Genomic DNA, 26,651 nt, shown 5'->3' with positions numbered 1-26,651 from the left:
CTACTCGCTGTGGAAGAACCCCGAGGACCTCACCGAACGTCAACAAGCCAAGCTCGAGTGGCTCGCGGTCAACGACACCCGCCTCTACCGCGCCTACCTCCTCAAAGAAGGCCTACGGCTGGTCTTCCAGCTGCCCGCCGACCAAGCCGGCGACGCCCTCGACGCCTGGTGCCGATCAGCCGCAGCGTCCCGGATCCCGCACATGGTCGACCTGCAACGCACCGTGCGCCGTCAACGCACCCCGATCCTGGCCGCGATCACCCACGGGCTGTCTAACGGCCGCACCGAGTCACTCAACACCAAGATCCGACTCCGCACCCGCATGGCCTTCGGCTTCAAAGACCCCGACGCCCTCATCGCGCTGCTCATGCTCACCCTCGGCGGACACCGACCCACACTCCCAGGCCGAACATGACCCACACATCCGACACAAGAGCCTGACCCGGCACTGATTCGAGCGTGAGTCGGCACGGATTCGAGCGTGAGTCGGCGACGACCGGGCGTGTCTGCGCGGATCCGGGCCGACCCGCTCCTACTGTCGTGCCCACGACGAGGTTGACATAACTATAACCCTCAGGCTGAGGGTCAGAGTTCAGGGTCGACCAGGGCGACGCAGCGGACGCCCGTCGAGCAGACCCGGCAGGACCGCACGACAGCAGGACCCCGCAGGACCTCCAGCACCACCCACCAGCACCGAGATCTCCAGAATCGAGAGGCGAGAGCCGTGGCAGCACAGAACTACCTGGCCATCATCAAGGTCGTCGGCATCGGCGGCGGTGGGGTGAACGCCGTGAACCGGATGATCGAGGTCGGTCTGAAGGGCGTGGAGTTCATCGCCATCAACACCGACGCCCAGGCGCTGCTCATGAGCGACGCCGACGTCAAGCTCGACATCGGTCGTGAGCTGACCCGCGGCCTCGGCGCCGGCGCCAACCCCGAGGTCGGCGGCCGCGCCGCCGAGGACCACGCCGACGAGATCGAGGAGGTCCTCAAGGGCGCCGACATGGTCTTCGTGACCGCCGGCGAGGGCGGCGGCACCGGCACCGGCGGTGCTCCGGTCGTGGCCCGCATCGCGCGCTCGCTCGGGGCCCTGACCATCGGCGTCGTGACGCGCCCGTTCGCCTTCGAGGGCCGCCGTCGCGCCAACTCCGCCGAGGAGGGCATCGCCGCGCTCCGCGAGGAGGTCGACACCCTCATCGTGATCCCCAACGACCGGCTGCTGTCGATCTCCGACCGCAACGTCTCGGTGCTCGACGCCTTCAAGCAGGCCGACCAGGTGCTGCTGCAGGGTGTCTCCGGCATCACCGACCTCATCACCACGCCCGGTCTGATCAACCTCGACTTCGCCGACGTGAAGTCGGTCATGGCCAACGCCGGCTCCGCACTCATGGGCATCGGCTCGGCCCGGGGCGAGGACCGCTCGGTCGCCGCCGCGGAGATGGCGGTCTCCTCGCCGCTGCTGGAGGCGAGCATCGACGGGGCCCACGGCGTGCTGCTCTCGATCGCCGGTGGCTCCGACCTCGGCCTGTTCGAGATCAACGAGGCCGCGGCCCTGGTCGCCCAGGCCGTGCACCCCGAGGCCAACATCATCTTCGGTGCGACCATCGACGACGCACTGGGCGACGAGGTCCGCGTGACCGTCATCGCCGCCGGCTTCGACGGCGGCACCCCGAAGCGTCGCGACGAGGGCACGGTCCTGCGCCGCGAGCCCAAGCCGGTGCAGACCCAGGAGGAGACCCGCGCCGCGGTCGCCGCCGCCGTCGCCCAGCGCCAGGAGGCCCCGGCGCCGACGCCCGCTCCTGCCGTCCAGGCCAGCGCGCCGGCCCCGCGCCCGGCCCCGCGCCGCGTCGAGTTCGACGACGACGAGCTCGACGTGCCCGACTTCCTGAAGTAGGGCGCTGCGCAGGCTCGTGTTCTCCTTCCGCGACCACCGTGAGGGCGACGTCCGTGTGGACGTCGCCTTCACCGACGCCAGCCTCGACCTGCAGGGCCTGCGGCCCGGCTTCGAGCAGAGCCTGCCCGCCCTCGAGGCGGCCTGCGGGGTCCGCTTCGCGCGGATGAACCAGGTCCACGGCGACGTCGTGCTGCTGGTCGACGAGCCCGGCCCGGCCCCGAGCGAGCAGGTCCCCACCGCCGACGCGATGGTCACGACCACCCCCGGTCTCGGGCTCATGGTGCGGGTCGCCGACTGCGTCCCGGTGCTCCTCGCGGACACCGCCACCGGGGTCCTCGGCGTCGTGCACGCCGGTCGGGCCGGCGTGGTGCTCGACGTCGTCGGGCGCACCGTGGAGCGCATGCGGGAGCAGGGGGCTCGCGACCTCGTGGCGTGGGTGGGCCCGCACGTGTGCGGCGGGTGCTACGAGGTGCCCGAGCAGATGCGCGAGGAGGTGGCCGGCGTCGTCCCGCAGACCCGCGCCCAGACCACCTGGGGCACACCGGCGCTCGACCTCGGAGCAGGCGTGCGGGCCCAGCTGCTCGCCCACGGCATCGAGCCGGTCGAGGTGTCCCGCTGCACGCGCGAGGACGACGCACTGCACTCCTACCGTCGCGACGGCGAGCGGTCCGGCCGCCTCGCGGGGCTCGTGTGGACGGTCGCGGCATGAGCCTCCAGGACCGCCGCGAGGAGCTCGAGCGCAACCTCGCCGGGGTCCGTGCCCGGATCGACCGCGCCTGCGCCGCCGCCGGGCGGGAGCCTGGCTCGGTCGGGCTCACGGTCGTCACCAAGTTCTTCCCCGCCTCCGACGTACGCCTCCTCGCCGAGCTCGGCGTCACCGACGTCGGGGAGAACCGCCACCAGGAGGCCGAGGCCAAGGCCGCCGAGTGCGCCGACCTCGGGCTGCGCTGGCACTACATCGGTGGTCTCCAGAGCAACAAGGCCGCCGCCGTCGCGCGGTACGCCGACGTCGTGGAGTCCGTGGACCGCGCCAAGCTCGTGGGTCGGCTCGCGGCCGGTGCGGTCGAGCGCGGTGCCGAGGTGGAGGTGCTGCTCCAGGTCAGCCTCGACCCGCCCGGCGCCGACCACCGTGCGGGTGCCGACCCCGACGACCTCCCGGCCCTGGCCGACGCGGTCGAGGCCGCCGACGGCCTGCGCCTGGCCGGTCTGATGGCCGTGGCGCCACTGGGGGAGGACCCCGCCGAGGCCTTCGCGCGCCTGGCAGCCGTGCGGGCCGACCTGCTGCGTGTGCACCCCGGCGCCGCCCGGCTCTCGGCCGGGATGAGCGGCGACCTCGAGCAGGCCGTCGCCGCCGGAGCGACACACGTGCGTGTCGGCTCGGCAATCCTCGGTTCCAGGCCACCGGCCCGTTAGCGTTCAGACCAACCAGCGCCTCGTCTTCGGGGCGCCCGATCCCGGAGGACACGACTCATGAGCGGCGCGATGCGCAGGATCGGCGAGTACCTCGGCCTCGTCGAGGACACCGGCCGGTACGACGAGCACGACGGCCACGACGAGACCGTCGAGACCCGACCCGTCGCCGCCGCCCGGGCACCCCGCCCGGCTCCGGTCTCAGACCTCGCCGAGCGGCGCCGTCCCGCCGCCGGCCCGACCGGAGTGGTGGCCGAGCTGTCCCGCATCACGACCCTGCACCCCAGCACCTACAACGAGGCGCGCACCGTCGGTGAGCACTTCCGCGACGGCGTGCCGGTCATCATGAACCTCACCGAGATGGACGACGCCGACGCCAAGCGCCTGGTCGACTTCGCCGCCGGCCTGGTCTTTGCCACCCGTGGCACCATCGAGCGCGTCACCAACAAGGTGTTCCTGCTGTCCCCGCACAACGTCAGCGTGACCGCGGAGGACAAGGAGCGCATCGTCGAGGGTGGCTTCTTCAACCAGAGCTGAGCGGCCCGTGGGACGCTAGGCCCCTGTCCCGCCCGCGCCCAGAAGACCCAGGAGAGCTCCCGACGTGTACGTCGTAGGTTCGATCATCCACGTCATCCTCTTCGTGTTCATCGCGTTGATGTGGGTCCGCTTCATCGTGGACTGGGTCATGGTCTTCGCCCGCCAGTGGCAGCCCACCGGGCCGCTGCTGGTCGTGCTCGAGGTCGTGTACTCGATCACCGACCCGCCGATCAAGGCGCTGCGCAAGGTGATCCCGCCCCTGCGCCTGGGCAACTTCGCCCTGGACCTCAGCTTCCTGCTGGTGCTGGTCATCGCCTGGGTGCTGCTCAACGTCAACGACGCGGTCCTGCTCTCCTCCTGAGCGGTCCGCGGGGCTCGGCGCGCCGCTGGGAGCACCGTGGGTCACACGTGCCCCAGGCTTGACGCTATTGTTCGACCGACAGGAGCGGTGGGCCGTCTGGCCCGCTGCCGAATGACGACTACGAATGGGTGAGGTCATGCCGCTGACGCCCGAGGACGTGAGCAACAAGCGCTTCACGCCCGTCCGCCTCCGTGAGGGCTACGACATGGGGGAGGTCGACCAGTTCCTCGACGAGGTGGAGGCCGAGCTGGCCCGCCTCACGAAGGAGAACGACGACCTGCGCGTCCAGCTCTCCCAGGTGCAGGCAGGTGGCCCGCCGACCGAGGCGTTCACGCCGCCGGTCGCCCAGCCGGAGCCGGTCAAGGCCCCCGAGCCCGCAGCCCCGGCTGCGGCGCCCGCCGCCCCGGCGCAGACGCTCCGCGTGGAGACCGTCGCCGATGCGTCCAACGCCGCGGCACGACTGCTCGAGATCGCCACGCGCAACGCCGACGAGCTCGTCGAGGACGCCAAGGACCAGGCCGACAAGATCATCGGCGAGGCCCGCACCAAGGCCGAGCGCCTCGAGAGCGAGTCCAAGACCAAGGCCGATCGGATGGAGGCCGACGCCCGCACCCGCGCGCAGATGCTCGACTCCGAGACCGCCGAGCGCCGCCAGCAGATGTTCGGCGACCTCGAGCGCGAGCGCGACAAGCTCTCCGGCGAGGTGGACCGCCTGCGCTCCTTCGAGCGCGAGTACCGCTCCCGCCTGCGCAGCTACTTCACCCAGCAGCTCGAGGCCCTGGAGGGCAACGCCGACGAGGCGCCCTCCGAGGACGCCCCGGCGCCCAAGCGCCTGCGCTCCATCCTGGGGGAGGAGGAGGGCTGAGACCCTCCCACCCCTCGCACGTACGTCGAAGGCCGGCTCCCCCTCGGGGAGCCGGCCTTTGCCGTTCCCGGCGAGGCGGATTGTGGGCCACCGCACCACCCACTAGCCTCCGGCCATCACTGGTCCAGCCCGACCCCGTCGTCGGGCCTGTCGAGGGGAGTCGAGCCCGATGGCTCGAGCCGCACGCAAGTCGCTCGCCGGCACCGCCGCGTCCGCCGCAGGGCGACTGATCCGCCGCCGTTCGACCGCGACGGAGGAACCGGCCCCAGCGAAGAAGGCCGCGCCGGCCAAGAAGGCCGCGCCCGCGAAGAAGGCTGCCCCGGCCAAGAAGGCCGCGCCCGCGAAGAAGGCTGCGCCCGCGAAGAAGGCCGCGCCCGCGAAGAAGGCCGCGCCCGCGAAGAAGGCCGCGCCCGCGAAGAAGGCTGCCCCCGCGAAGAAGGCTGCCCCCGCGAAGAAGGCCGCGCCCGCGAAGAAGGCTGCCCCCGCGAAGAAGGCCGCGCCGGCCGAGAAGGCCGCGCCGGCCGAGAAGGCCGCGCCCGCGAAGAAGGCCGCGCCCGCGAAGAAGGCCGCGCCCGCGAAGAAGGCCGCGCCCGCGAAGAAGGCCGCGCCCGCGAAGAAGGCTGCCCCCGCGAAGAAGGCTGCCCCCGCGAAGAAGGCCGCGCCCGCGAAGAAGGCTGCCCCCGCGAAGAAGGCCGCGCCGGCCGAGAAGGCCGCGCCGGCCGAGAAGGCCGCGCCCGCCAAGAAGGCCGCGCCGGCCGAGAAGGCCGCGCCCGCCAAGAAGGCCGCGCCGCCTGAGAAGCCCGCCGATTCGGCTCGATCGACCACGACGAAGAAGACTGGTGCCGTGAAGAAGACCACTGCCCCCTCGGCCACCGCGGACGCCTTGGTGGTGAAGGACGGCGAGGACGCCTGGACCCCTGCGGAGCTCGCCGAGGTGCTGACCGGGCTGGAGGAGCAGCGGGCCCACAGCCTGGAGATCGTCGCCGAGCAGGAGGCCGAGCTCTCCGGGCTCATGCGCGACTCCGGCGACGGGGCCGGTCAGGACCAGGCGGACCTCGGCGCGACGACCTTCGAGCGCGACCACGAGATGAGCGTGCTCAACAGCGAGCGCGACAAGCTGGCCCAGATCGACCGGGCACTGGCCCGCATCGCCGACGGCACCTACGGGGTGTGCGAGTCGTGCGGCCAGCCCATCGGCAAGCTTCGTCTCATGGCGTTCCCGCGTGCCACACTGTGCATGACATGCAAGCAGCGCGAGGAACGACGGTAGCCCCAGACCCCGGGGGAGAACCTCCCACCCTGTCCGCGGTGCGGGCCCGGCTGCTGCTCGCCAGCATCGCGGTGGTCCTGTACGCCGTCGACATGGTCACGAAGGTCCTGGCCGTCGAGCACCTCGACGGGGAGCCGGACGTGCCCCTGGTCGGGGACCTGCTGGTCCTCAACCTCGTGCGCAACCCCGGCGCGGCGTTCAGCACGGGCACCGAGTACACCGTCGTCCTCAGCTGCCTGGCGATCGTGGCGGTCCTCGTGGTGCTCTACCTCAGCCTCCGCGTGCGCAGCCGGCTGTGGGCGGTGGCCCTCGGGGCCCTGCTCGCGGGCGTGTCGGGCAACCTGACCGACCGCATCCTGCGTGAACCGGGACCGCTGCGCGGGCACGTCATCGACTTCCTGATGCTGCCGAACTGGCCGGTGTTCAACATCGCCGACGTGTGCATCAACGTGGCCGCCGCACTGATCCTCGTGCAGGCCTTCCGCGGTGTCCGGCTCGACGGGACCCGGGTGCCCGAGGACGAGGACGAGCCCGCGGACCAGCAGGAGCGGACGGCATGACGCAGACCTCGGAGCAGCGCAGCCTCTCGGTGCCCGATGGGCTGGCGGGGGAGCGGGTCGACGCCGCCATGGCCCGGATGTTCGGCCTGTCCCGCACCCGCGCCGCCGACCTGATCGCCGGCGGGCTGGTCCGCATGGACGGTGCCGAGATCGGCAAGAGCGACCGGGTCCTGCCCGGCGCGGTCCTCGACGTCACCATCCCCACGCTCACCGACCCGTTGGTCGTGGTGCCGGAGATCGTCGAGGGGATCAAGATCATCCACGACGACGAGTCCATCGTCGTGATCGACAAGCCGGTCGGCGTCGCGGTGCACCCCTCGCCGGGGTGGAGCGGTCCGACCGTGGTCGGGCACCTGGCCGGCGCGGGCTTCCGGATCGCCACCAGCGGGGCCTCGGAGCGCCAAGGCATCGTCCAGCGCCTGGACGTGGGCACCTCGGGAGTCATGGTGATCACCAAGTCCGAGCACGCCTACAGCGTGCTCAAGGACGCCTTCCGCAAGCGCACCGTCGACAAGACCTACCACGCGCTCGTGCAGGGGCACCCGGACCCGCTCGAGGGCACCGTCGACGCCCCGATCGGCCGCCACCCCAAGCACGACTACAAGTTCGCGGTGATGGCCGACGGTCGCGCCTCGGTGACCCACTACGAGACCCTCGAGGCACACCGCTTCGCGAGCCTGCTCGAGGTGCACCTCGAGACCGGGAGGACCCACCAGATCCGGGTCCACATGAGCGCCTTGAAGCATCCCTGCGTCGGTGACCTCACGTACGGCGCCGACCCGGCGCTCGCGCGGCGCGTGGGCCTGGAGCGGCAGTGGCTGCACGCGGTCAAGCTCGGCTTCGTCCACCCCGACACCGGCGACCACGTCGAGTACGAGTCGACGTACCCCGAGGACCTCGCCGCGGCCCTCGAGGTCATCCGTGACGCCCACTGAGCCGAGCGCCGAGGGGGCCGGGCTCCCGGCGACCGGCCAGCCGGTCCTGGTCCTGCGCCCTGCCGAGCCCGAGGACGCCGACGCCCTCGCACTGATCCACGTCCTCGCCCGCCGGGCCGCCCCGATGCCCGAGCCGGTGCACGACGAGGACGACGTACGCCGCTGGCTCCGCTCGCGGATCGCGACCGACGAGACGTGGGTCGCCGAGGTGGACGGGCTCCCGGTCGGCTACGCCCGCTGGACGCCGGGCTGGCTCGACGACCTCTACGTCCAGCCGGCACGCCAGGGCGGCGGCGTCGGTGCGGCCCTGCTGGAGCTGGTCCAGGCCCGGCAGCCCGACGGCTTCTGCCTGTGGGTCTTCGAGTCCAACACCCCCGCGCGCGGCTTCTACGCCCGCCACGGCCTGCTCGAGCTCGAGCGCACCGACGGCTCGGCCAACGAGGAGCGCGCCCCCGACGTACGCCTGGTCTGGCCGGGCGCGGAGCCGCTGGCCTGCCTGCGCTCGCTCGTCGACGAGGTCGACGCCCAGCTGGGCGACCTGCTGGCCCGTCGGGCCGCGCTGACCCGCGCGATCCAGCCCTTCAAGACCTCCTCGGAGCGCGATCCCGCGCGCGAGCGGGAGGTCGCCGAGCACCTCGCCACCCGGGCGCCGGCGCTGGGCCTCGAGCGGCTCGAGCGGATCGCCCACGTGGTGATCTCCGAGTCGCTGGACGCCGCCCGCGACGGCTGAGCCCGGGGCCGGGACTGTCGGTGGCACCTGCGATGGTCTGTCCCTCGGCTCGCGTAGTCTGATCCCCTTCCCCCGGATCAGCGACCTGCGTGTCGAGACCGCTTCCTGCCCGCACGACGACCCTGAAGGGAACGCAGCGCACCGATGTCATCCGGGCCCTCGCAGGACTCCTTCGTCCACCTGCACGTCCACACCGAGTACTCCATGCTCGACGGCGCGGCGCGGCTGGGCGACCTGGCCCAGCGGGCCGCCGACCTGGGCATGCCGGCGGTCGCGATGACCGACCACGGCAACGTCTTCGGCGCCTACGAGTTCTACTCCAAGGCCAAGGCGGCCGGGGTCAAGCCGATCATCGGCATCGAGGCCTACTTCGCGCCCAACATCAGCCGCTTCGAGAAGAAGGGCGTCAACTTCTACGACGGTGGTCCCGACGACGTCTCGGCGCGTGGTGCCTACACGCACATGACGCTGCTCAGCGAGTCGACCGAGGGGATGCACAACCTCTTCCGGCTCTCGACCGGGGCGTGGCGCGACGGCTTCTTCAAGCACCCCCGCATGGACCGCGAGCTGCTGGCCCAGCACAGCAAGGGGATCATCGGCACCACCGGCTGCCCCTCCGGCGAGGTCCAGGTCCACCTGCGCTACGGCAACTACGACGCGGCCCGCAAGGCCGCCGGCGACTTCCAGGACATCCTCGGCCGGGAGAACTACTTCCTGGAGCTGATGGACCACGGGCTCGACATCGAGCGGCGGGTCCGCGACGGCCTGCTCACCCTGGGCAAGGACCTCGGCATCCCGCTGCTCGCCACCAACGACTCCCACTACGTGCACCGCGAGGACGCCGCCTCGCAGGAGCACCTGCTCTGCATCAACTCCGGCTCCACGATGGACGTCCCGGCCGGCGACGGCCCGGGCCAGCGCTTCGCCTTCCAGGGCGACGGCTACTACATCAAGACCGCCGCGGAGATGCGCGAGATCTGGCGCGACCTCCCCGAGGCCTGCGACAACACCCTGCTGATCGCCGAGCGCTGTGACGTGCAGTTCTCCGAGACCGTCGGCAAGTACATGCCCCGCTTCCCCTGCCCGCCGGGGGAGAACGAGGACTCCTGGCTGGTCAAGGAGGTCGAGGTCGGCCTCTCGCGCCGCTACCCGAACGGGGTGCCCGACAAGGTCCGCAAGCAGGCGGAGTTCGAGCTCGGCGTCATCACGCAGATGGGCTTCCCGGGCTACTTCCTCGTCGTCGCCGACTTCATCGGCTGGGCCAAGGACCACGGCATCCGCGTGGGCCCGGGCCGCGGCTCGGGTGCCGGCTCGATGGTGGCCTACGCCCTGCGCATCACCGACCTCGACCCGCTCGAGCACGGGCTGATCTTCGAGCGCTTCCTCAACCCCGACCGCGTCTCGATGCCCGACTTCGACATCGACTTCGACGAGCGCCGGCGCGGCGAGGTCATCCGCTACGTCACCGAGAAGTACGGCGACGACCGGGTCTCCTACATCGTCACCTACGGCACCATCAAGGCCAAGCAGGCCGTCAAGGACTCCAGCCGCATCCTCGGCTACCCCTTCGCCATGGGCGACCGCATCACCAAGGCGATGCCCGCGGCGGTGATGGGCAAGGACGTCCCGCTGCAGGACATCTTCGACCCGCAGCACAAGCGCTTCGGCGAGGGCGGGGAGTTCCGCCAGCTCTACGAGGCCGACAACGACGTCAAGCGGGTCGTCGACACCGCCATCGGCATCGAGGGCCTCAAGCGGCAGTGGGGCGTGCACGCCGCCGGCGTGATCATGTCCAGCGAGCCGCTGGTCGACGTCATCCCGCTGCTCAAGCGGCCCGCCGACGGCGCGATGATCACGCAGTTCGACTACCCCACCTGCGAGGCCCTCGGCCTGATCAAGATGGACTTCCTGGGGTTGCGCAACCTCACCGTGATGGACGACGCGGTCAGGAACATCAAGGCCAACCGCGGCGAGGACGTCGTCCTCGAGGACCTCCCGCTCACCGACCCCGCCACCTACGCCCTGCTCCAGCGCGGCGACACCCTCGGTGTCTTCCAGCTCGACGGCGGGCCGATGCGCGCGCTGCTGCGCTCCATGCGCCCCGACTGCTTCGAGGACATCTCGGCCGTGGGCGCGCTCTACCGCCCGGGTCCGATGGGCGCGGACTCCCACAACAAGTACGCCCGACGCAAGACCGGCCGCGAGCCGGTCGAGCCGATCCACCCCGAGCTGGCCGAGCCGCTCGAGGACGTCCTGGGCGAGACCTACGGCCTGATCGTCTACCAGGAGCAGGTCATGGCCATCGCGCAGAAGCTCGCGGGCTACAGCCTGGGACAGGCCGACATCCTGCGCCGCGCGATGGGCAAGAAGAAGAAGGCCGAGCTGGACAAGCAGTTCGAGGGCTTCTCCGGCGGCATGAGGGAGCGCGGCTACTCCGACGCCGCCATCAAGACCCTGTGGGACATCCTGCTGCCGTTCTCCGACTACGCCTTCAACAAGGCCCACTCCGCGGCGTACGGCCTGGTGTCCTACTGGACCGCCTACCTCAAGGCCAACTACCCCGCCGAGTACATGGCGGCGCTGCTCACCTCGGTGCGCGACGACAAGGACAAGTCCGCCATCTACCTCAACGAGTGCCGCCGGATGAAGATCCAGGTGCTCCCGCCGGACGTCAACGAGTCGGCCGCCGACTTCACCCCCGTCGGCACCGACGTCCGCTTCGGCCTCACCGCGGTGCGCAACGTCGGGGGCAACGTCGTGGACGGCATCGTCTCGGCACGCGAGGAGAAGGGCCGCTACCTCGACTTCAACGACTTCCTGGCCAAGGTGCCCGCGCACGTCTGCAACAAGCGCGTCATCGAGTCGCTGATCAAGGCTGGTGCCTTCGACGACATGAAGCACCGGCGGCGCGCGCTGGTGGCCGTCCACGAGACGGCGGTCGATCAGTACGTCGACATCAAGCGCAACGAGGCCATCGGCCAGGACTCGCTCTTCGGGGGCCTCGACGAGGAGGACTCCGGCTCGTTCGGCGTCACCGTCGCCATCCCCGACATCGACGAGTGGGACAAGATGACCCTGCTCGGCCACGAGCGCGACATGCTCGGTCTCTACGTGTCCGACCACCCACTCCTCGGCCTGGAGCACGTGCTGAGCCAGGGCACCGACTGCACGATCGGTGAGCTGATGCTCGACGAGTCGCGCACGGACGGCAGCCCGATCTGCATCAGCGGCCTGGTCACCTCGGTGCAGCGCAAGATCACCAAGCGCGGGGACGCGTGGGCGATGGTGACCCTGGAGGACCTCGACGGCGCCATCGACGTGCTGCTGTTCCCCAGCGCCTACCAGCTGGCGAGCACGCTGCTGGTCGAGGACGCCATCCTCACGGTCAAGGGCCGGCTTTCCCGCAGCAAGGACCAGCCGGAGATCCACGGCCAGGAGGTCTCGGTCCCCGACATCAGCGACGGGCCCTCGGGTCCGGTCGTCATCTCGCTGCCCTCGACCCGCTGCACCGGTCCGGTGGTCGAGCAGCTGCGCGACGTCCTGGCGACCCACCCTGGGATGACCGAAGTACGGTTGCGCCTCATGAAGCGCGAGCAGACCCTCGTGATGAGGCTCGACGACCGGCTCCGGGTGACCCCGACCCCGGCGCTGTTCGCGGACCTCAAGCAGCTGCTGGGTCCTGGATGCCTGACCAGCTGACCCCCGAGCACGACGCACAGCAGCACGCGGACCCGGTCGACACCGGTGTCGCGGGCCTGGAGCCGCGGCGGCCGCGCCGCTCGCACCGTGAAGGCGCGGGTCGCTGGCAGGCGCCCGTCGTCGTGGCGCTCTTCGTCGCCGCGGGCGCCGGTCTCGGGGTCCTGTGGGAGCAGCTGTGGTCACCCACCCGCGGCATCGTCGTGCGGCGCCAGTGGTTCGTGGTCGACGACCAGCTGCGCTACGACCTCGACGGACTGCGCAACCAGTTCTCCGGGACGGCCCTGTTCACCACCCTCGGGCTCGGCGCCGGCGTGGTGCTGGGCCTGATCTGCGCGTTGTTCCTGGCCCGCCAGGAGCTGCGCACGCTCGCCGCGGTCGCGGTGGGCTCGGCCCTCGGTTCCGTGCTGATGTGGCAGGTCGGCACCCGGCTCGGTCCCGCGGACCCCGAGGTCCTGGCCCGCGACCTGCCGCGCGGCACTGTGCTGCCCGACAACCTCGAGCTCGGCTCCCTCGGAGCGCTGCTGGCCCTGCCCCTGGGTGCCGTGCTGGCCGTCGGCGTGGTCTTCTTCCTCCTCCCCGCGCGTCCCGGCCGCGGCTGAGGGTCCTCCGCAGGCTGTCGTCCACAGCCTCGCGCGGCGGCCACCCGCGACCGCCGTTCCTGGACCTACTCTTCGGGTGGCTGCTCGAGCACACGCCCGGGCAGCGCCTCCTCGACAGCGGCGCGGGTAGCGTCGCCCCCGACACGCCCCCAGCCCGCCCGACAGTGGAGAAGCACCATGAGCGACGGCACGCCCGCCCCGGAGTACCTCGAGCCCGCCGCCGGCTCGCCACTGCCAGGGGAGGGGCGGTCCCGGAAGCGACCGTTGCTGCTCGGCGGCGCGGCGGTCGCCGGTGTGGCGCTGGTCGGCGCGGCGGCCTGGGGCGCCTGGTGGTGGCTGGCCGACGGCGGCCAGGCCGCGGAGGCCCTGCCGGCCTCGGCCGTGGGGTACGTCGGGCTCACCCTCGACCCCAGCGGCTCGCAGAAGGTCGAGGCGCTGAGCACCCTGCGCTCGCTGCCCGCGATCGCCGAGGAGCTCGACCTCGACGGCCCGCTGGAGGACATCGACCTCAAGCAGACCCTCGGCACGGCGTTCCTCGGGACCGCCCCCTGCGACGACCTGACCTATGAGGAGCACCTCGAGCCGTGGCTCGGTGACCGCCTGGGCGTGGCTGCCGTGCCCGTCGACGACCAGCCGAAGGTCGTGCTGGCCGTGGAGACCACCGACGAGGACGCTGCCGTCGAGGGCATGGACGCCCTCCTGGCCTGCGACGACGGAGACCTCGGCGCTGACGACGCGGAGGGCGGCGCGTACCAGGTGCGGGACGGCTGGGTCGTGCTGGCCCCGGACGAGACGGCCCTCGACGCCGTCCTCGCCGACCTCGACGAGGGCACGCTCGCCGACGACGAGGACTTCCAGCGCTGGACCGGGGAGGCAGGGGAGCCCGGCGTGCTCACGATGTACGCCGCGCCCGCGGCCGCCGACTACCTCCAGGACGCGCTGGACGGGTTCTTCGGCGACCTGGGTGAGCCGGTCCTCGAGGGCTCGATCAGCGACCCCGTCGCCCTGACCGCCACCACGACCACCGCCACCACGACCACCACCGCCGCGACCGTCGCCGCCACCTCCGAGCAGCCCTCGCCCGAGGAGCAGCTGGAGGAGGCGATCGAGGCCTTCGAGGGTGCGGCCGCGACCGTGCGCTTCGTCGACGGCTCGATGGAGCTGGAGATGGCCGGTGGCCTGGGCGACTCCGAGCTCCTCGCCGCCGCGGACGCCGAGGACACCGGTGACGCGAGCAGCCTGGTCACCGAGCTGCCCGCAGGCACCGTCCTGGCCGGGGCCACGGGGCTCTCCCCCGAGGGCCTCGAGCAGCTGGAGAGCGGGCTCGGCGCGGACGCCGACGACATGGTCGAGGGCCTGCTGGGTCCGCTGGAGCTCGACCCGGTCGCGCTGCTCGGTGATGCCGTCGGGCTGGCCGTGGGCCCCGGGCTCGACGTGGAGGGACTGGTCGCCGGCACGACGACCGAGCTCCCGGTGGCACTGCTGACGACCGGGGAGCTGGCGGCTGCCCAGGACGTGGCCGAGGGCCTCGGCTTCGGTCTGGCGACGTTCCTGGGCGTGGAGCCCGTGGTGGCCGGGGAGGACGGGCGCGTGGTCCTGGGCCTCGACGAGGCGTGGGCGGAGGAGGTCGCTGCCGCGGACGGGTCCCTGGGTGAGGACGAGCGCTTCCAGCGCGCCGTCCCGGACGCCGACGACGTCGACGGCCTGCTGTTCCTCGACGCGGACGCGCTCGTCGACCTGGTCCGCGGCTCGATGCCCGAGGGTGAGGACGACGAGGTCCTGGACAACCTCGAGCCGCTCCAGGCACTGGGGCTGAGCGCCTCGACCGAGGACGGCACCAGCCGGCTGGTCCTGCGGGTCACGACCGACGACTGACCCGGAGCGGACCGCAGGAGGGCAGCGGCGGGAGCCGCCGTGTCGTCAGCGGCCGATCCTGGCCGTCACCGCGTCGGTGATGGCCAGCAGGTCGGCCGGTGCCAGCTCGATGTCGAGGCCGCGGCGTCCCCCGGAGACGAGCACCCGGTCGTGGGTGAGCGCCGACTCGTCGACCACGGTCCGGTGCCGCTTGCGCTGGCCGATGGGGGAGATGCCGCCGACGACGTACCCCGTCGCGCGCTCGGCGGCCGAGGGGTCGGCCATCGCGGCCCGGCTGCCACCCAGCGCCCGGGCCAGCGCCTTGAGGTCCAGCTGTCCGGTGACGGGCACGACGCCCACGACCAGCTGCCCGTCGAGGTCGGCCAGCAGGGTCTTGAACACCCGCTCGGGCGCCACCCCGAGCGCCGCGGCCGCCTCGAGCCCGTAGGACTCCGCCCGCGGGTCGTGCTCGTAGGGGCGCAGGGTGAAGTCGATGCCGGCGCGGGTCAGCGCCACGGTCGCGGGGGTGCCGCCGGTCTGCTTCTTAGCCACGGGCCGGAGCCCTCCTCAGTTCGGCGACCAGCGGGTGCGGGCCACCTCGGTGGCCGGCAGCGAGGGGATCACGTTCATCGCCCGCAGCTCGTCGCGCAGCAGGTCCGTGACCAGCCGCAGCCGGTCGGCGGCGTCGTCGGCCTCGAGCAGCGCCTGCCGCTCGGGCATCGGCAGCGGGGCGCTGGCCGCCAGCGTCCAGGAGAGGTACGTCGGGTCCTGGGGCAGCACGCCCTCGTGCGGGTCCGCGCGGATCTCCGCCAGGGCCGCCCGGTAGGCGGTGAAGGTGGCCCGGGCCCGGTCCATCACGTCCTCGAGCGCCGCGTCCAGCGGCGGCTCGGCCTCCTCGCGCAGCTGCACGTGGCCGACGGGGAAGGTGCCGGAGCCGTCGAGGTGGTCCAGCTCGAACCGGTCGCGACCGACCGCGAGGATCGAGAACGTGCCGTCCGGGTGCTGCTCGGCCTCGGTGAGCTGCAGGCGCACGCCGACGCGGTACAACGACTGGGCGCCGTGCTCGCCGACCTCGTACCCCTCGCGGATGCCGACGGAGCCGAAGAGCCGCTGGGCGGGGTCCTCGGTCCGCAGCAGGTGGTGGACCAGCGCGCGGTAGCGGTCCTCGAAGACGCGCAGGGGGACGGTGACGCCCGGGAACAGCACCGAGTTCAGCGGGAACATCGGCAGGGAGTCGGGCACGAGTCGAGGTTAGGGCACCCGGCCAGCCACGGAGGGGTGTGAGCCACCACCCGCCGCACGTCCACCGCGGGGCGGGGGTGGGGGACCGCCTCGACCCCGCTCGTAGACTCGGGACCATGATCCGCCGCATCGACCTGCGCAGCGCCGCCACCGGCCGCGCGGTGGGTGAGCCGTTCGACTACCGGACGGCCCTGCCGCGTGCCGACTTCGACGTCGAGGCGGCGGTGCCGGCGACCCATGCGATCTGCGAGGAGGTCCGCACCCGCGGCCTCGAGGCGATCCTGGAGATGTCGCAGAAGTTCGACGGCGTGGCCCAGACCGACATCCGGGTCCCCGTCGAGGCGATGACCCGCGCGCTCGACGAGCTCGACCCCGCGATCCGTGCCGGCCTCGAGGAGTCGATCCGGCGCCTGCGCGTGGCCAGCGAGGGCGAGCTCGAGCAGGACGTCGTCACCGACCTGGGCCCGGGCGCCCGGGTCGTGCACCGCAAGGTCCCGGTCGGCCGCGTGGGCCTCTACGTCCCCGGTGGCCTGGCTCCGCTGGTCTCCAGCGTCCTGATGAACGTCGTGCCTGCGCAGGTGGCAGGCGTCCCGTCGCTGGCCCTGGCCAGCCCGCCGCAGGCGGAGTTCGGCGGGTTGCCGCACCCCACGATCCTGGCCGCGTGCGCGCTGCTCGGCGTGGACGAGGTGTACGCCGTCGGAGGCGCCCAGGCGATCGCGATGTTCGCCTACGGCACCGGGCCGTGCGCCAAGGTCGACCTGGTGACCGGCCCCGGCAACATCTGGGTGGTCACCGCCAAGCGCCTGCTCAAGGGGCTCGTCGGCGTCGACTCCGAGGCCGGCCCCACCGAGGTGGCCATCCTGGCCGACGAGACCGCGGACGCGGCGTACGTCGCCGCCGACCTGATCGCCGAGGCCGAGCACGACCCGCTGGCCGCGGCGGTGCTCATCACCGACTCCGAGACCCTGGCCGACGACGTGGACGCCGAGCTGGACAAGCAGGTCGCCACGACCGGCCACGTCGAGCGCGTCAAGACCGCCCTCGGCGGCAACCAGTCCGCGATCGTGCTGGTCGACGACCTCGACCAGGGCGTCGCGGTCTGCGACGCCTACGCCGCCGAGCACCTGGAGATCCAGACCCGTGACGCCGCGGCCGTCGCGGCGCGCATCCGCAACGCCGGCGCCATCTTCATCGGCGACCACGCGCCGACCGCCCTGGGCGACTACTGCGCCGGCTCCAACCACGTGCTGCCCACCGGCGGCTGTGCCTGCCACTCCTCGGGGCTGTCGGTGCGGGCGTTCACCAAGTCGATCCACGTCGTGGACTACTCCCGCGAGGGCCTGGAGGCGGTGGCCGACCACGTCGTCACGCTCGCCGAGGCCGAGGACCTGCCCGGTCACGGGCAGTCCATCCGCATCCGCTTCCAGAAGTAGGCCCCATGACCTTCCCGCCGCTCCGCGAGGAGCTGCGCGGCCTCGCGCCCTACGGCGCCCCCCAGCTCTCGCTGGAGGTCGCGCCCGTGCAGCTCAACACCAACGAGAACCCCTACGGGCCCTCCGAGGCCTGCGTCGCCGACATCGCCGCCGCGGCCGCGGAGGCGGCCCGCGGGCTGAACCGCTACCCCGACCGTGAGCACCTGGCCCTGCGCGAGGCGCTGGCGGCGTACCTCTCCCGCGACGTGGCCCCCGGCCAGCAGCCGATCACCGCCGAGCAGGTCTGGGCGGCCAACGGCTCCAACGAGGTGATGCTGCAGCTCCTGCAGGCCTTCGGGGGACCGGGACGCACGGTGGTGAGCTTCGCGCCGACGTACTCGATGTATCCCGAGTACGCCCGCGACACCCACTCGCGCTTCGTGGTCGGGCACCGCGCGGAGGACTTCACCCTCGACCTGGATGCGGCGGTCACGCTGGTCGAGGCCGAGCGGCCGAGCGTCGTGCTGCTGCCCAGCCCCAACAACCCGACCGGCACAGCGCTGGCCCCGGAGGCGGTCGGGCGGCTGTGCGACGCCCTCGGCGAGGACGGCCTGCTGGTCGTCGACGAGGCGTACGGCGAGTTCCGCCGCGCCGGGACGCCGAGCGCCGTCGAGCTGCTGCCGACCCACCGCAACCTGGTGGTCAGCCGCACCATGAGCAAGGCCTTCGCGGGCGCCGGCCTGCGGCTGGGCTACCTCGCCGCCGACCCCGCGATCTGCGACGCGATCCGGGTCGTGCGCCTGCCCTACCACCTGTCCGCGGTCAGCCAGGCCGTCGCGCTGGCGGCACTGCGCCACCACGAGGAGCTGCTCGGCAAGGTGGACGACCTGCGCCGCGAGCGCGACGAGTGCGTCGCCTGGCTGCGGGGTCGCGGGCTGCAGGTGGCCGACTCCGACGCGAACTTCGCGTTGTTCGGCAGGTTCGCGGACCGGCATGCTGTGTGGCAGCGGTTGCTGGACGAGGGTGTCCTCGTCCGCGAGGTCGGTCCCGAGGGCTGGCTGCGGGTGTCCATCGGGACGCCCGAGGAGATGGCGGTGTTCCGCGCCGCCGTGGACGTGGTGCTCGAGGAGTCGGGTGCACGCGAAGAGCTGAGGAGAGAGCCATGAGCCGCACCGGACGCGTGGAGCGCCAGACCAGCGAGTCCAAGGTGCTCGTCGAGGTCGACCTCGACGGGACCGGCCGCCACGACATCTCGACCGGCGTCGGCTTCTACGACCACATGCTCACCGCCTTCGCGCGGCACGCGCTGGTCGACCTGACGGTGCAGACCGAGGGCGACGTGCACATCGACGCCCACCACACCGTCGAGGACACCGCGATCGCGCTGGGCCAGGCCCTGCGCCAGGCGCTGGGCGACAAGACCGGGGTGCGCCGCTTCGGCGACGCCACCGTGCCGCTCGACGAGGCGCTGGTCCAAGCCGTCGTCGACGTCTCCGGTCGCCCCTACTGCGTGCACACCGGCGAGCCCGAGGGCCAGCAGTACGTCCAGCTCGGCGGTTCCGGGGTCTCCTACCTGGGGTCCCTGACCAAGCACGTCTTCGAGACGATCGCCTTCCACGCCCACCTCGCGATCCACGTGCGGGTGCTGGCCGGCCGCGAGCCGCACCACATCGTGGAGACGCAGTTCAAGGCCTTCGCCCGGGCGTTCCGCGACGCGGTCGCGATCGACCCGCGCGAGACCGGCGTGCCCAGCACCAAGGGAACGCTGTAGATGGCTGCTCCGCGAGTGGTTGTCCTCGACTACGGGTCGGGCAACCTCCGCTCCGCCGTGCGCGCGGTCGAGCGCGCCGGTGCCGCGGTCGAGCTCACCTCCGACTTCGACGCCGCGCTGAAGGCCGACGGCCTGCTCGTGCCCGGCGTGGGGGCGTACGCCGCGTGCATGGCCGGACTGCGGGCGGTCAAGGGCGAGCGGATCATCGGGCGTCGGCTCGCAGGCGGGCGTCCCGTGCTCGGGATCTGCGTCGGCATGCAGGTGCTCTTCGCCCGCGGGATCGAGCACGGGGTCGAGACCGAGGGCTGCGACGAGTGGCCGGGCCTGGTCGAGCGGCTGCAGGCGCCCGTGGTGCCGCACATGGGCTGGAACACCGTGGCGGTGCCCGAGGGCTCGCAGATGTTCGCCGGGGTGGAGGACGAGCGGTTCTACTTCGTGCACTCCTACGGCGTGCGCGACTGGACGCTGGTGACCAACGACCGCACCCGCGCGCCCCTCGTCACCTGGACCGAGACCGGTCCCACGCCCGAGACCGGTGACCGCTTCGTAGCAGCGGTCGAGAACGGCCCGCTGTGGGCCACCCAGTTCCACCCCGAGAAGTCCGGGGACGCCGGCGCCGCGCTCCTGCGCAACTGGGTCGCCACCCTCTGAGTCGACCCGGACCGTCCGACACCCCCGCGAGCCGCGCCCAGCGGCGTACGAACACGAAGAGAGCACCGGAAGAAGACATGAGCGACTACCTCGAGCTGCTGCCCGCCGTCGACATCACCGAGGGCCGGGCCGTCCAGCTCGCCCAGGGCGTCGCCGGCTCCGAGCGCGTCTACGGCGACCCCGTGGCCGCGGCCCGCCGCTGGCAGGACGCCGGCGCGGAGTGGCTGCACCTGGTCGACCTCGATGCCGCGTTCGGCCGCGGCACGAACCGGGAGCTGCAGGCCGAGATCGTCGGTGCCCTGGACATCAAGGTCGAGATGAGCGGTGGCATCCGCGACGACGAGTCGCTCGAGGCAGCGCTGGCGACCGGCTGCACGCGGGTCAACATCGGCACCGCCGCGCTCGAGCAGCCGGAGTGGTGCGCCAAGGTGATCGCCGAGCACGGCGACCGGGTCGCGATCGGTCTCGACGTCCGCGGTCGCACGCTCGCCGCGCGCGGCTGGACCCGTGAGGGCGGCGACCTCTACGAGGTGCTGGCCCGGCTCGACTCCGAGGGGTGTGCTCGCTACGTCGTCACCGACGTCAACAAGGACGGCATGCTCGCCGGCCCCAACCTCCAGCTGCTCCGCGACGTCTGCGCCGTCACCGCGGCGCCGGTCGTGGCCTCCGGCGGGGTGACGACCCTCGACGACATCCGCGCGCTCATGGACCTGGTGCCGATCGGCGTCGAGGGCGCGATCGCCGGGACCGCGCTCTACGAGGGCCGGTTCACCCTGGAGGACGCCCTCGCCCTGACCCAGGGTGTCTCGTGACCCTCGCGGTCCGCGTCATCCCGTGCCTCGACGTCGACGGCGGCCGGGTGGTCAAGGGCATCAACTTCCAGGACCTCCGCGACGCCGGTGACCCCGTCGAGCTGGCCCGCACCTACGACGCCGAGGGCGCCGACGAGCTGACCTTCCTCGACATCTCCGCCTCGCACGAGGGCCGCGCGACGACCATGCAGGTGGTCTCGCGCTGCGCCGAGGAGGTCTTCATCCCGCTGACCGTCGGTGGGGGAGTCTCCTCGACCGAGGACGTCGACCGGCTGCTGCGCGCCGGCGCCGACAAGGTCGCGGTCAACACCGCGGCCATCCGACGCCCCGATCTGATCGCCGAGATCGCCGACCGCTTCGGCAACCAGGTGCTCGTGCTCTCCGTCGACGCCCGACGGGCCACCGGCACCGACTCCGGCTTCGAGGTCACCACCCACGGCGGACGGCGCTCGGCCGGCGTCGACGCCCTGGAGTGGGCCGCCCGGGCCGCCGAGCTGGGAGCGGGAGAGATCCTGCTCAACGCCATGGACGCCGACGGCACGCAGGACGGATTCGACCTGGAGCTCATCACCGCCGTACGCCGTGAGGTGAGCGTCCCGGTGATCGCCTCCGGTGGAGCCGGCCGGCTCGAGCACTTCGCCCCGGCCGTCGACGCGGGAGCGGACGCCGTGCTCGCCGCCACGGTGTTCCACTTCGGCACCTGCCGGATCTCGGAGGTCAAGGCCTCCCTCGAGGCGGCCGGGCACCCCGTGCGCTGACGGTGCGAGCCGGGTCCGGCGCCGGTCAGCGCCGTCCGGCTCCGAACATGCCGCGCACGATCTCGCGCGCGGCGGTCCGCACCGCGTCCTTGAAGACGGGCGACTGCACGACCTTCTCCAGCGTCGACTCCTCGGGGCGCCTCGGGGCCGGGGCAGGCTTCGGGAGGGGGACCCGGTCCCGGGCGGGGTCGGGCTGCGCCTCCTCGGCCCTGGCGGCCCCCTGCTCCAACCGTGCCGCGAGCTTCTCGCGGGCCGACTCGCGGTCGATGGGCGTCCCGTACGCCGCCTGCCGGGGGCTGGCGGCCACGAGCGCCTCCATCGCGGCCGGGTCGGCGGGCGACATCGAGGCCTGCGGTGCCCGCAGCATGGTCCACGCGACCGGGGTCGGGGCGCCCCGCTCGTCCATGACGGTGACGACCGCCTCCCCAGTGCCGAGCGAGGTCAGGACGCGTCCGAGGTCGTCGTACCCGGAGTGCGGGTAGGTGCTGACCGCCGCCTTCAGCGCCTTGGCGTCCTTCGGGGTGTGGGCGCGCAGCGCGTGCTGGACCCGCGAGCCGAGCTGGGCGAGCACCTCGTCAGGGACGTCGGTGGGGGACTGGGTCACAAAGAAGATCCCCACGCCCTTGGAGCGGATGAGCCGGACGGTCTGGGCCACCTGGTCCAGGAACGCCTCGGACGCCTCGTCGAAGAGCAGGTGCGCCTCGTCGAAGAAGAAGACCAGGCGCGGCCTCTCCGGGTCGCCCACCTCCGGCAGGGAGTGGAAGAGGTCGGCGAGCAGCCACATGAGGAATGTCGAGAACAGCGCCGGCCGGTCCTGGAGGCGGGGCAGCTCCAGCAGGGAGATCACGCCCCGGCCCGCCGCATCGGTGCTCATGAGGTCCGACGGCTCGAACTCCGGCTCGCCGAAGAACACGTCGCCACCCTGGGTCTCGAGGGTGACCAGGTTGCGCAGGATGACCCCGGCGGTCGCCGTCGAGACACCCCCGATTCCCTTGAGCTCGACCTTGCCTTCGTCGGAGGTGAGGTGGCGCAGCAGGGCCTGGAGGTCGGCGAGGTCCAGCAGCGGCAGGCCGGCCTGGTCGGCGTAGTGGAAGACCAGCCCCAGGCTGGACTCCTGGGTCTGGTTGAGCCCGAGCACCTTGCTGAGCAGCAGCGGCCCGAAGGAGCTGATCGCGGCCCGCAGCGGCACGCCGGTGCCCTCCCCGCCGAGGGCGTACAGCTCCACCGGGTAGGCCGTCGCCGACCACTTCTGACCGATCGCGGCCATCCGCGACGTGATGCGCTCGCCGGTCTGGCCCGGGGCGAGGAGGCCCGACAGGTCCCCCTTGATGTCGGCCGCGAAGACCGGCACACCGGCGTCGGACAGCTGCTCCGCGAGGAGCTGCAGGGTCTTGGTCTTGCCCGTCCCGGTCGCGCCGGCCACCAGTCCGTGCCGGTTGAGCATCCCCAGCGGGATCCGCACCGGCGCGTCCGGCACTACGGCATCCGCCGCGGTCATCAGCGCGCCGAGCTCGAGGGCCGGGCCCTTGAAGGTGTAGCCGCGTCGTACGTCGTCGGCGAGGGTCGAGGCGGGTTCGGGTGCTGCGGTCTCCGAGTTGCTCACGGCCCGAGCCTAGGGGGCCGTCACGCGCGGTGTGGCGGACCATGACGGCACCTCCGGACCGCGATGTCTAGACCACGCAGCGTGATGGCGCACCTCGGCACGTCATTTTGCTCACTCCCGTAACACCCCCGGGGTTTCGGAGTTTGACTGCGTGCCGGCTCTTCGACCGGTCCTCCGCCCCCAGAGAGGTCACATGACCTCCCGTGCCCCACGTCCCCTCAGCCTCGCCCTGGCCGCGGTCCTCTGTGCCTCCGGCATCGGCGTCCTCACCACACCCGCCGCGGCCGCTTCGCTCCCGCAGGGGTTCACCACGGTTGAGCTGCTGGCTCCCGAGACGACCCTGAACCGAGTAGACGACGGGACGAACTCGACGGTCCGCCTCGAGGCCGGTGCCGGGGCGACCGTCGCCTCGGTGCGCTTCGAGTACGAGGTCGTGACCCCCGGCCTCATGGGGGACGACGTCAGCGACCCGATCCCGATCCAGACGGTCGACAGGAACGACGACGGCGCCTTCGCCGTGGAGTGGAGCGGTCCGCCGACCGCCACGGTGCCCTTCACGACGTACAACGTGCGTGCTGTCGGCCTCACGGGTGCGGGCGTCGTCTCGGGCACCGACGAGGCGCTCGACATCGCCGTCACGGCCAACCCCGGCGTCAACCTCACCAACGGGTCCGACCTCGGCCACTTCCTCGTGCCGTAGTCCGGCGACCTGAAGGACCACCCGCTGGTGGCGGTCACGGGCACCCGCGGCCCCCGCGAGGCGAACGGCAACAGCTTCTTCAACCGGACCGTGACGATCGGCAGTTTCGCTGCGAACGGTTCGCGCACGGGCGGCGCGACGGCCATCCCCCTCACCGACAGCGCCGCGGGACCGTTCGCCGTGGAGCTCGATCTCGGCGTGGGGTCCGTCGACCTGACCGCGGGGGCGGTGAACCAGGTGGCGCTGTGGGCGGACTTCGCCCGCCAGGGCGCGGCCGCCGTGCGCGACACCGATGCCGAGGCCTACACCCTCTACCGGCAGACCATCACCACCGTCACGGCGACGTCGGACCGGACCAACGTCGCGCCCGGTGAGGCCGCCGCAGTGACGGTCAAGGTCGTCGACCAACGAGACCGGCCCATGGTCGGGGTCCAGGTGAGGCAGGTCGTGGGCAGCACGGTCACGACGGACATCACGTTCACCCCGAGCGGCACCGGGCCGCGTGAGGTCGGCAGCAGCGTCACCCTGACCTACGAGGCGCTGGACCAGCTCGGCCAGCCGATCTCCGACCTGTTCATCGCCTTCACGCGGTCCGGCCCCGGAGCCGGCTCCGACACCTCGGGCTCGTCCAACACGCTGACCGGCGCCGACGGCACGGCGACCTACACCTTCGTGGGCAGCGTCGCTGGCCGCGCGGACGTCACGGCCAACGCCCGCCAGGGCTCGGCCACGGGTGACGCGGTCAGCGCCGCGTCGCGGACCGCCTCGGTGACCTTCGAGGAGGAGCAGGTCGACCCGGTGAAGCCCCGGATCGAGACCGTCAAGAGGGTCAAGGGCGACAAGCTGGTCCTCATCGTGACGGTGACGGCCTCCACCCAGGACCCGGTCCAGGGCGACGTCGTCCTCAAGGAGGGCGGCAAGCGTCTTGCAGCCGGAGCCCTCAACAGCCAGGGATCGCGCAAGCTCGTCGTCCGTGGCCTGGACCGGGGCTTCGACTCGCTGCGCCTGGTGTTCCGGGGCAACGACCTGGTGAGGAAGCAGTCGCGGACGATCAACATCACCATCCGCTGACGCGGGTCGCTCCGGCGACCGCCGCAGGCACGCACACGGGGCACCCCGGCGGGAGACCGCCCGGGGTGCCCCGTGGCGCGTCCTGCCCACCCGCGCGCGATGATGAGGACATGACGACCGCGTCCCCGGGGCTCGATCCCGACCTGGCCGCCCGGCTCAAGCGCACCCCCGACGGGCTGGTGCCTGCGGTGGTCCAGCAACACGACACCGGCGAGGTGCTGATGCTGGGCTGGATGGACGACGAGGCGCTCGCGCGCACCCTCGACACCCGCCGCGCGACGTACTGGTCCCGCAGCCGCCAGGAGTACTGGGTCAAGGGGGAGACCTCCGGCCACACCCAGCGCGTCGTCGAGGTCCGGCTGGACTGCGACGGTGACACCCTCCTGGTCAAGGTCGACCAGGTCGACGGCGCCTGCCACACCGGCGACCGCACCTGCTTCGACGCCGACCTGGTGCTCGCCCGTGGCTGAGCGCGAAGCGGCGTCGGAAGCCACGCGAGAGAGCAGCGGCCGCCGGTTCTTCGGGCCCGCCGTGCTGGCCGGTCTGGCGTCCGGCACGCTCGCCGCCGTCGCCGGCACGCGGGCCGCGGTGAGCGTCGACGCCGACTCCGACGCGGTCGCCCTCGTCACCGCGGGCACGACCGCGGGCGACGCGCTCACGATGCCGCTGGTCACCTCGCTCGCCCTCGTCGTCCTCGCGGCCTGGGGCGTCGTCCTCGTCACGCGTGCGCGGGTACGCCGCCTGGCGGCCGGCCTGGCGCTCCTGGCGTCCCTGGGCACGCTGGTCGCCGCCGCGGTGGCGCAGGGCCAGCTGCGCGGCACCGTCGAGGACTCGCTGGCCCAGGTCGGGGCGGCCGGGGGCGCCGGTGTGACCGGCTGGTACGTCGCGGCGCTGGTGGGTGCCGTCGTCATGACCGCCTCCGCGGGGCTGGCCGTCCGACACGTCCGCGACTGGCCGGAGATGGGCCAGCGCTACGACGCGCCCGCCAGCTCGAGTGCGGACGCCACCCGGACGACCGACGGCTCGCTCGACCTCTGGAAGGCCATCGACCAGGGCCTCGACCCGACCGACGGGCCGTCGGGCCGCGCCCCCTAGACTGTCCCCAGATCCCCCCGCGACACCGAGGAGCCACGCATGTCCAGCAATCACGGCAACACCCCTGCTGCCTGGTCGGCGGTCGTCGTGGGCCTGATCGGCTTCGTCGTGGGCAGCGTCGGCCTCATGTTCGACCCGGTCAGCATGCCGGTCTTCTGGGCGGGCGTGGCCATCACCCTCGGTGCGGGCGTCGTCTTCCTCGTGATGGCCAAGATGGGCCTCCACGAGGGTCACTGACCCCGACGGCCCCGGTCCCGTGACCGCGCTCCTCACCCCCGCCCCGGCCCAGCGCCGGGCCGAGCGGGTGCGAGCCCCGCTGGTCACGATCGGTGCCCTGGCAGCAGCCACCGTGGCGCTGCACTATCGGGACCCGCACGTCTCCGGCTCCTGGGGCTTCTGCCCCAGCGCCGCCATCGGCTTCTGGTGCCCCGGCTGCGGCGGCCTGCGCGCCGTGCACGACCTGACCGACGGCAACCTCGGGGCGGCTGCCTCGAGCAACCTCCTGCTGGTCGTCCTCGCGCCCCTCGCGGTCCTGGCGCTGGCGACCTGGTTGGTGGTGCGGTGGCGCGGCACCGAGCTGCGCCTGCCGCGCTCCGCCGTGCTCGTCGGCGGAAGTGTCCTGCTGGCGGCGACCGGGCTGTTCACGCTGCTGCGCAACACCCCGGTCGCCCCCTGGCTGGCTCCCTAGGAAGCGAGCCTGAGCCTCGATCCGTAAGTTCTTGGCTGGCCCGGGAGGGTCGGGTGTGGCTGAGCCTTGATCGCCTTGCTGGTGGCTCCGGTGGATTGGCCGCCCGGCTTCTCCTGGGGCGCCTTGGCTGCTGA

General features: G+C 72.4%; 29 protein-coding genes. 26 read left to right on the top strand and 3 right to left on the bottom strand.

Annotation, left to right across the window (positions count from 1 at the left end):
• The 14 genes from ACYVID_RS17480 to ACYVID_RS17415 all read left to right on the top strand — a co-directional run.
• On the top strand, positions 1-415 hold a 415-nt coding region (locus ACYVID_RS17480), incomplete at its 5' end, for an ISL3 family transposase (RefSeq protein WP_460739251.1).
• Between the two features lie 309 nt (positions 416-724).
• Positions 725-1,894, top strand: coding sequence for a cell division protein FtsZ (gene ftsZ, locus ACYVID_RS17475; RefSeq protein WP_460739249.1), 1,170 nt, complete (start codon positions 725-727; stop codon positions 1,892-1,894).
• 16 nt (positions 1,895-1,910) lie between these two features.
• Complete coding sequence (pgeF, locus tag ACYVID_RS17470) at positions 1,911-2,603, top strand: peptidoglycan editing factor PgeF (protein ID WP_460739247.1); 693 nt, start codon at positions 1,911-1,913, stop codon at positions 2,601-2,603.
• Positions 2,600-3,307: a YggS family pyridoxal phosphate-dependent enzyme gene (locus ACYVID_RS17465; protein WP_460739245.1), complete on the top strand. Its 708-nt coding sequence runs from the start codon at positions 2,600-2,602 to the stop codon at positions 3,305-3,307. Before pgeF ends, ACYVID_RS17465 begins: the two co-directional genes overlap by 4 nt.
• Before the next feature lie 57 nt (positions 3,308-3,364).
• A complete protein-coding gene (locus tag ACYVID_RS17460) occupies positions 3,365-3,841 on the top strand; it encodes a cell division protein SepF (RefSeq protein WP_300642236.1) in 477 nt (158 codons plus the stop codon).
• A 64-nt stretch (positions 3,842-3,905) separates the two neighbouring features.
• The gene (locus ACYVID_RS17455; RefSeq protein ID WP_460739242.1) at positions 3,906-4,202 is read left to right on the top strand and encodes a YggT family protein; all 297 of its coding nucleotides are present in this window, start codon (positions 3,906-3,908) and stop codon (positions 4,200-4,202) included.
• Positions 4,203-4,338: 136 nt separating this feature from the next.
• Positions 4,339-5,067 (top strand): DivIVA domain-containing protein, encoded by a 729-nt coding sequence (locus ACYVID_RS17450; protein WP_460739240.1) that lies wholly within the window; start codon positions 4,339-4,341, stop codon positions 5,065-5,067.
• A 169-nt stretch (positions 5,068-5,236) separates the two neighbouring features.
• Positions 5,237-6,337: a TraR/DksA family transcriptional regulator gene (locus ACYVID_RS17445; protein WP_460739238.1), complete on the top strand. Its 1,101-nt coding sequence runs from the start codon at positions 5,237-5,239 to the stop codon at positions 6,335-6,337.
• Positions 6,338-6,375: 38 nt separating this feature from the next.
• Complete coding sequence (gene lspA / locus ACYVID_RS17440; protein ID WP_460739236.1) at positions 6,376-6,897, top strand: signal peptidase II; 522 nt, start codon at positions 6,376-6,378, stop codon at positions 6,895-6,897.
• On the top strand, positions 6,894-7,832 hold the full coding sequence (locus ACYVID_RS17435; protein WP_460739234.1) for an RluA family pseudouridine synthase: 939 nt from the start codon (positions 6,894-6,896) through the stop codon (positions 7,830-7,832). The genes lspA and ACYVID_RS17435 overlap by 4 nt, the downstream gene beginning before the upstream one ends.
• On the top strand, positions 7,819-8,562 hold the full coding sequence (locus tag ACYVID_RS17430; RefSeq protein ID WP_460739232.1) for a GNAT family N-acetyltransferase: 744 nt from the start codon (positions 7,819-7,821) through the stop codon (positions 8,560-8,562). The genes ACYVID_RS17435 and ACYVID_RS17430 overlap by 14 nt, the downstream gene beginning before the upstream one ends.
• Before the next feature lie 144 nt (positions 8,563-8,706).
• On the top strand, positions 8,707-12,261 hold the full coding sequence (gene dnaE, locus ACYVID_RS17425; protein WP_460739230.1) for a DNA polymerase III subunit alpha: 3,555 nt from the start codon (positions 8,707-8,709) through the stop codon (positions 12,259-12,261).
• Entirely contained in the window at positions 12,246-12,860 is a 615-nt protein-coding gene (locus ACYVID_RS17420; protein ID WP_460739228.1) for a hypothetical protein, read from the top strand. The genes dnaE and ACYVID_RS17420 overlap by 16 nt, the downstream gene beginning before the upstream one ends.
• A 177-nt stretch (positions 12,861-13,037) precedes the next feature.
• Positions 13,038-14,735, top strand: coding sequence for a DUF3352 domain-containing protein (locus ACYVID_RS17415; RefSeq protein WP_460739226.1), 1,698 nt, complete (start codon positions 13,038-13,040; stop codon positions 14,733-14,735).
• 45 nt (positions 14,736-14,780) lie between these two features.
• Here ACYVID_RS17415 and ybaK read toward each other — a convergent pair whose 3' ends face one another.
• On the bottom strand, positions 14,781-15,266 hold the full coding sequence (gene ybaK / locus ACYVID_RS17410; RefSeq protein WP_460739224.1) for a Cys-tRNA(Pro) deacylase: 486 nt from the start codon (positions 15,264-15,266) through the stop codon (positions 14,781-14,783).
• A gap of 15 nt (positions 15,267-15,281) precedes the next feature.
• On the bottom strand, positions 15,282-15,956 hold the full coding sequence (locus tag ACYVID_RS17405) for an LON peptidase substrate-binding domain-containing protein (protein WP_460739222.1): 675 nt from the start codon (positions 15,954-15,956) through the stop codon (positions 15,282-15,284).
• A 116-nt stretch (positions 15,957-16,072) separates the two neighbouring features.
• Between ACYVID_RS17405 and hisD the strand changes: the two genes are divergently transcribed.
• The 6 genes from hisD to hisF all read left to right on the top strand — a co-directional run bounded on the left by hisD (position 16,073) and on the right by hisF (position 21,360).
• Complete coding sequence (hisD, locus tag ACYVID_RS17400) at positions 16,073-17,389, top strand: histidinol dehydrogenase (protein WP_460739221.1); 1,317 nt, start codon at positions 16,073-16,075, stop codon at positions 17,387-17,389.
• A 5-nt stretch (positions 17,390-17,394) separates the two neighbouring features.
• The gene (locus tag ACYVID_RS17395) at positions 17,395-18,534 is read left to right on the top strand and encodes a histidinol-phosphate transaminase (protein ID WP_460739219.1); all 1,140 of its coding nucleotides are present in this window, start codon (positions 17,395-17,397) and stop codon (positions 18,532-18,534) included.
• Complete coding sequence (gene hisB / locus ACYVID_RS17390; protein WP_300642197.1) at positions 18,531-19,139, top strand: imidazoleglycerol-phosphate dehydratase HisB; 609 nt, start codon at positions 18,531-18,533, stop codon at positions 19,137-19,139. Before ACYVID_RS17395 ends, hisB begins: the two co-directional genes overlap by 4 nt.
• Positions 19,140-19,790 (top strand): imidazole glycerol phosphate synthase subunit HisH, encoded by a 651-nt coding sequence (gene hisH / locus ACYVID_RS17385; RefSeq protein ID WP_460739217.1) that lies wholly within the window; start codon positions 19,140-19,142, stop codon positions 19,788-19,790.
• 77 nt (positions 19,791-19,867) lie between these two features.
• Positions 19,868-20,602, top strand: coding sequence for a bifunctional 1-(5-phosphoribosyl)-5-((5-phosphoribosylamino)methylideneamino)imidazole-4-carboxamide isomerase/phosphoribosylanthranilate isomerase PriA (gene priA, locus ACYVID_RS17380; protein ID WP_460739215.1), 735 nt, complete (start codon positions 19,868-19,870; stop codon positions 20,600-20,602).
• A complete protein-coding gene (gene hisF, locus ACYVID_RS17375) occupies positions 20,599-21,360 on the top strand; it encodes an imidazole glycerol phosphate synthase subunit HisF (RefSeq protein ID WP_460739213.1) in 762 nt (253 codons plus the stop codon). Before priA ends, hisF begins: the two co-directional genes overlap by 4 nt.
• Before the next feature lie 25 nt (positions 21,361-21,385).
• Here hisF and ACYVID_RS17370 read toward each other — a convergent pair whose 3' ends face one another.
• Positions 21,386-22,963, bottom strand: coding sequence for a helicase HerA-like domain-containing protein (locus ACYVID_RS17370; RefSeq protein WP_460739211.1), 1,578 nt, complete (start codon positions 22,961-22,963; stop codon positions 21,386-21,388).
• Between the two features lie 193 nt (positions 22,964-23,156).
• Here ACYVID_RS17370 and ACYVID_RS17365 point away from each other — a divergent pair, with 193 nt between their 5' ends.
• From ACYVID_RS17365 to ACYVID_RS17340, 6 genes are all read left to right on the top strand, one after another.
• Positions 23,157-23,663: a hypothetical protein gene (locus ACYVID_RS17365; protein WP_460739209.1), complete on the top strand. Its 507-nt coding sequence runs from the start codon at positions 23,157-23,159 to the stop codon at positions 23,661-23,663.
• Positions 23,664-23,690: 27 nt separating this feature from the next.
• Positions 23,691-24,734, top strand: a complete 1,044-nt coding sequence (locus tag ACYVID_RS17360; protein WP_460739207.1) for a hypothetical protein — start codon at positions 23,691-23,693, stop codon at positions 24,732-24,734.
• Between the two features lie 110 nt (positions 24,735-24,844).
• Positions 24,845-25,204: a phosphoribosyl-AMP cyclohydrolase gene (gene hisI, locus ACYVID_RS17355; protein WP_460739205.1), complete on the top strand. Its 360-nt coding sequence runs from the start codon at positions 24,845-24,847 to the stop codon at positions 25,202-25,204.
• Positions 25,197-25,829 (top strand): Trp biosynthesis-associated membrane protein, encoded by a 633-nt coding sequence (locus tag ACYVID_RS17350; protein WP_460739204.1) that lies wholly within the window; start codon positions 25,197-25,199, stop codon positions 25,827-25,829. Before hisI ends, ACYVID_RS17350 begins: the two co-directional genes overlap by 8 nt.
• A gap of 39 nt (positions 25,830-25,868) precedes the next feature.
• Complete coding sequence (locus tag ACYVID_RS17345) at positions 25,869-26,066, top strand: HGxxPAAW family protein (RefSeq protein ID WP_300642182.1); 198 nt, start codon at positions 25,869-25,871, stop codon at positions 26,064-26,066.
• A 19-nt stretch (positions 26,067-26,085) separates the two neighbouring features.
• Entirely contained in the window at positions 26,086-26,517 is a 432-nt protein-coding gene (locus ACYVID_RS17340) for a DUF2752 domain-containing protein (RefSeq protein ID WP_460739202.1), read from the top strand.
• The last annotated feature ends 134 nt before the right edge of the window (positions 26,518-26,651 follow it).

Source organism: Nocardioides ginkgobilobae (assembly GCF_054781275.1).
Note: the sequence above shows the minus strand (reverse complement) of the source record. Positions and strands in the feature narration are given on the sequence as shown.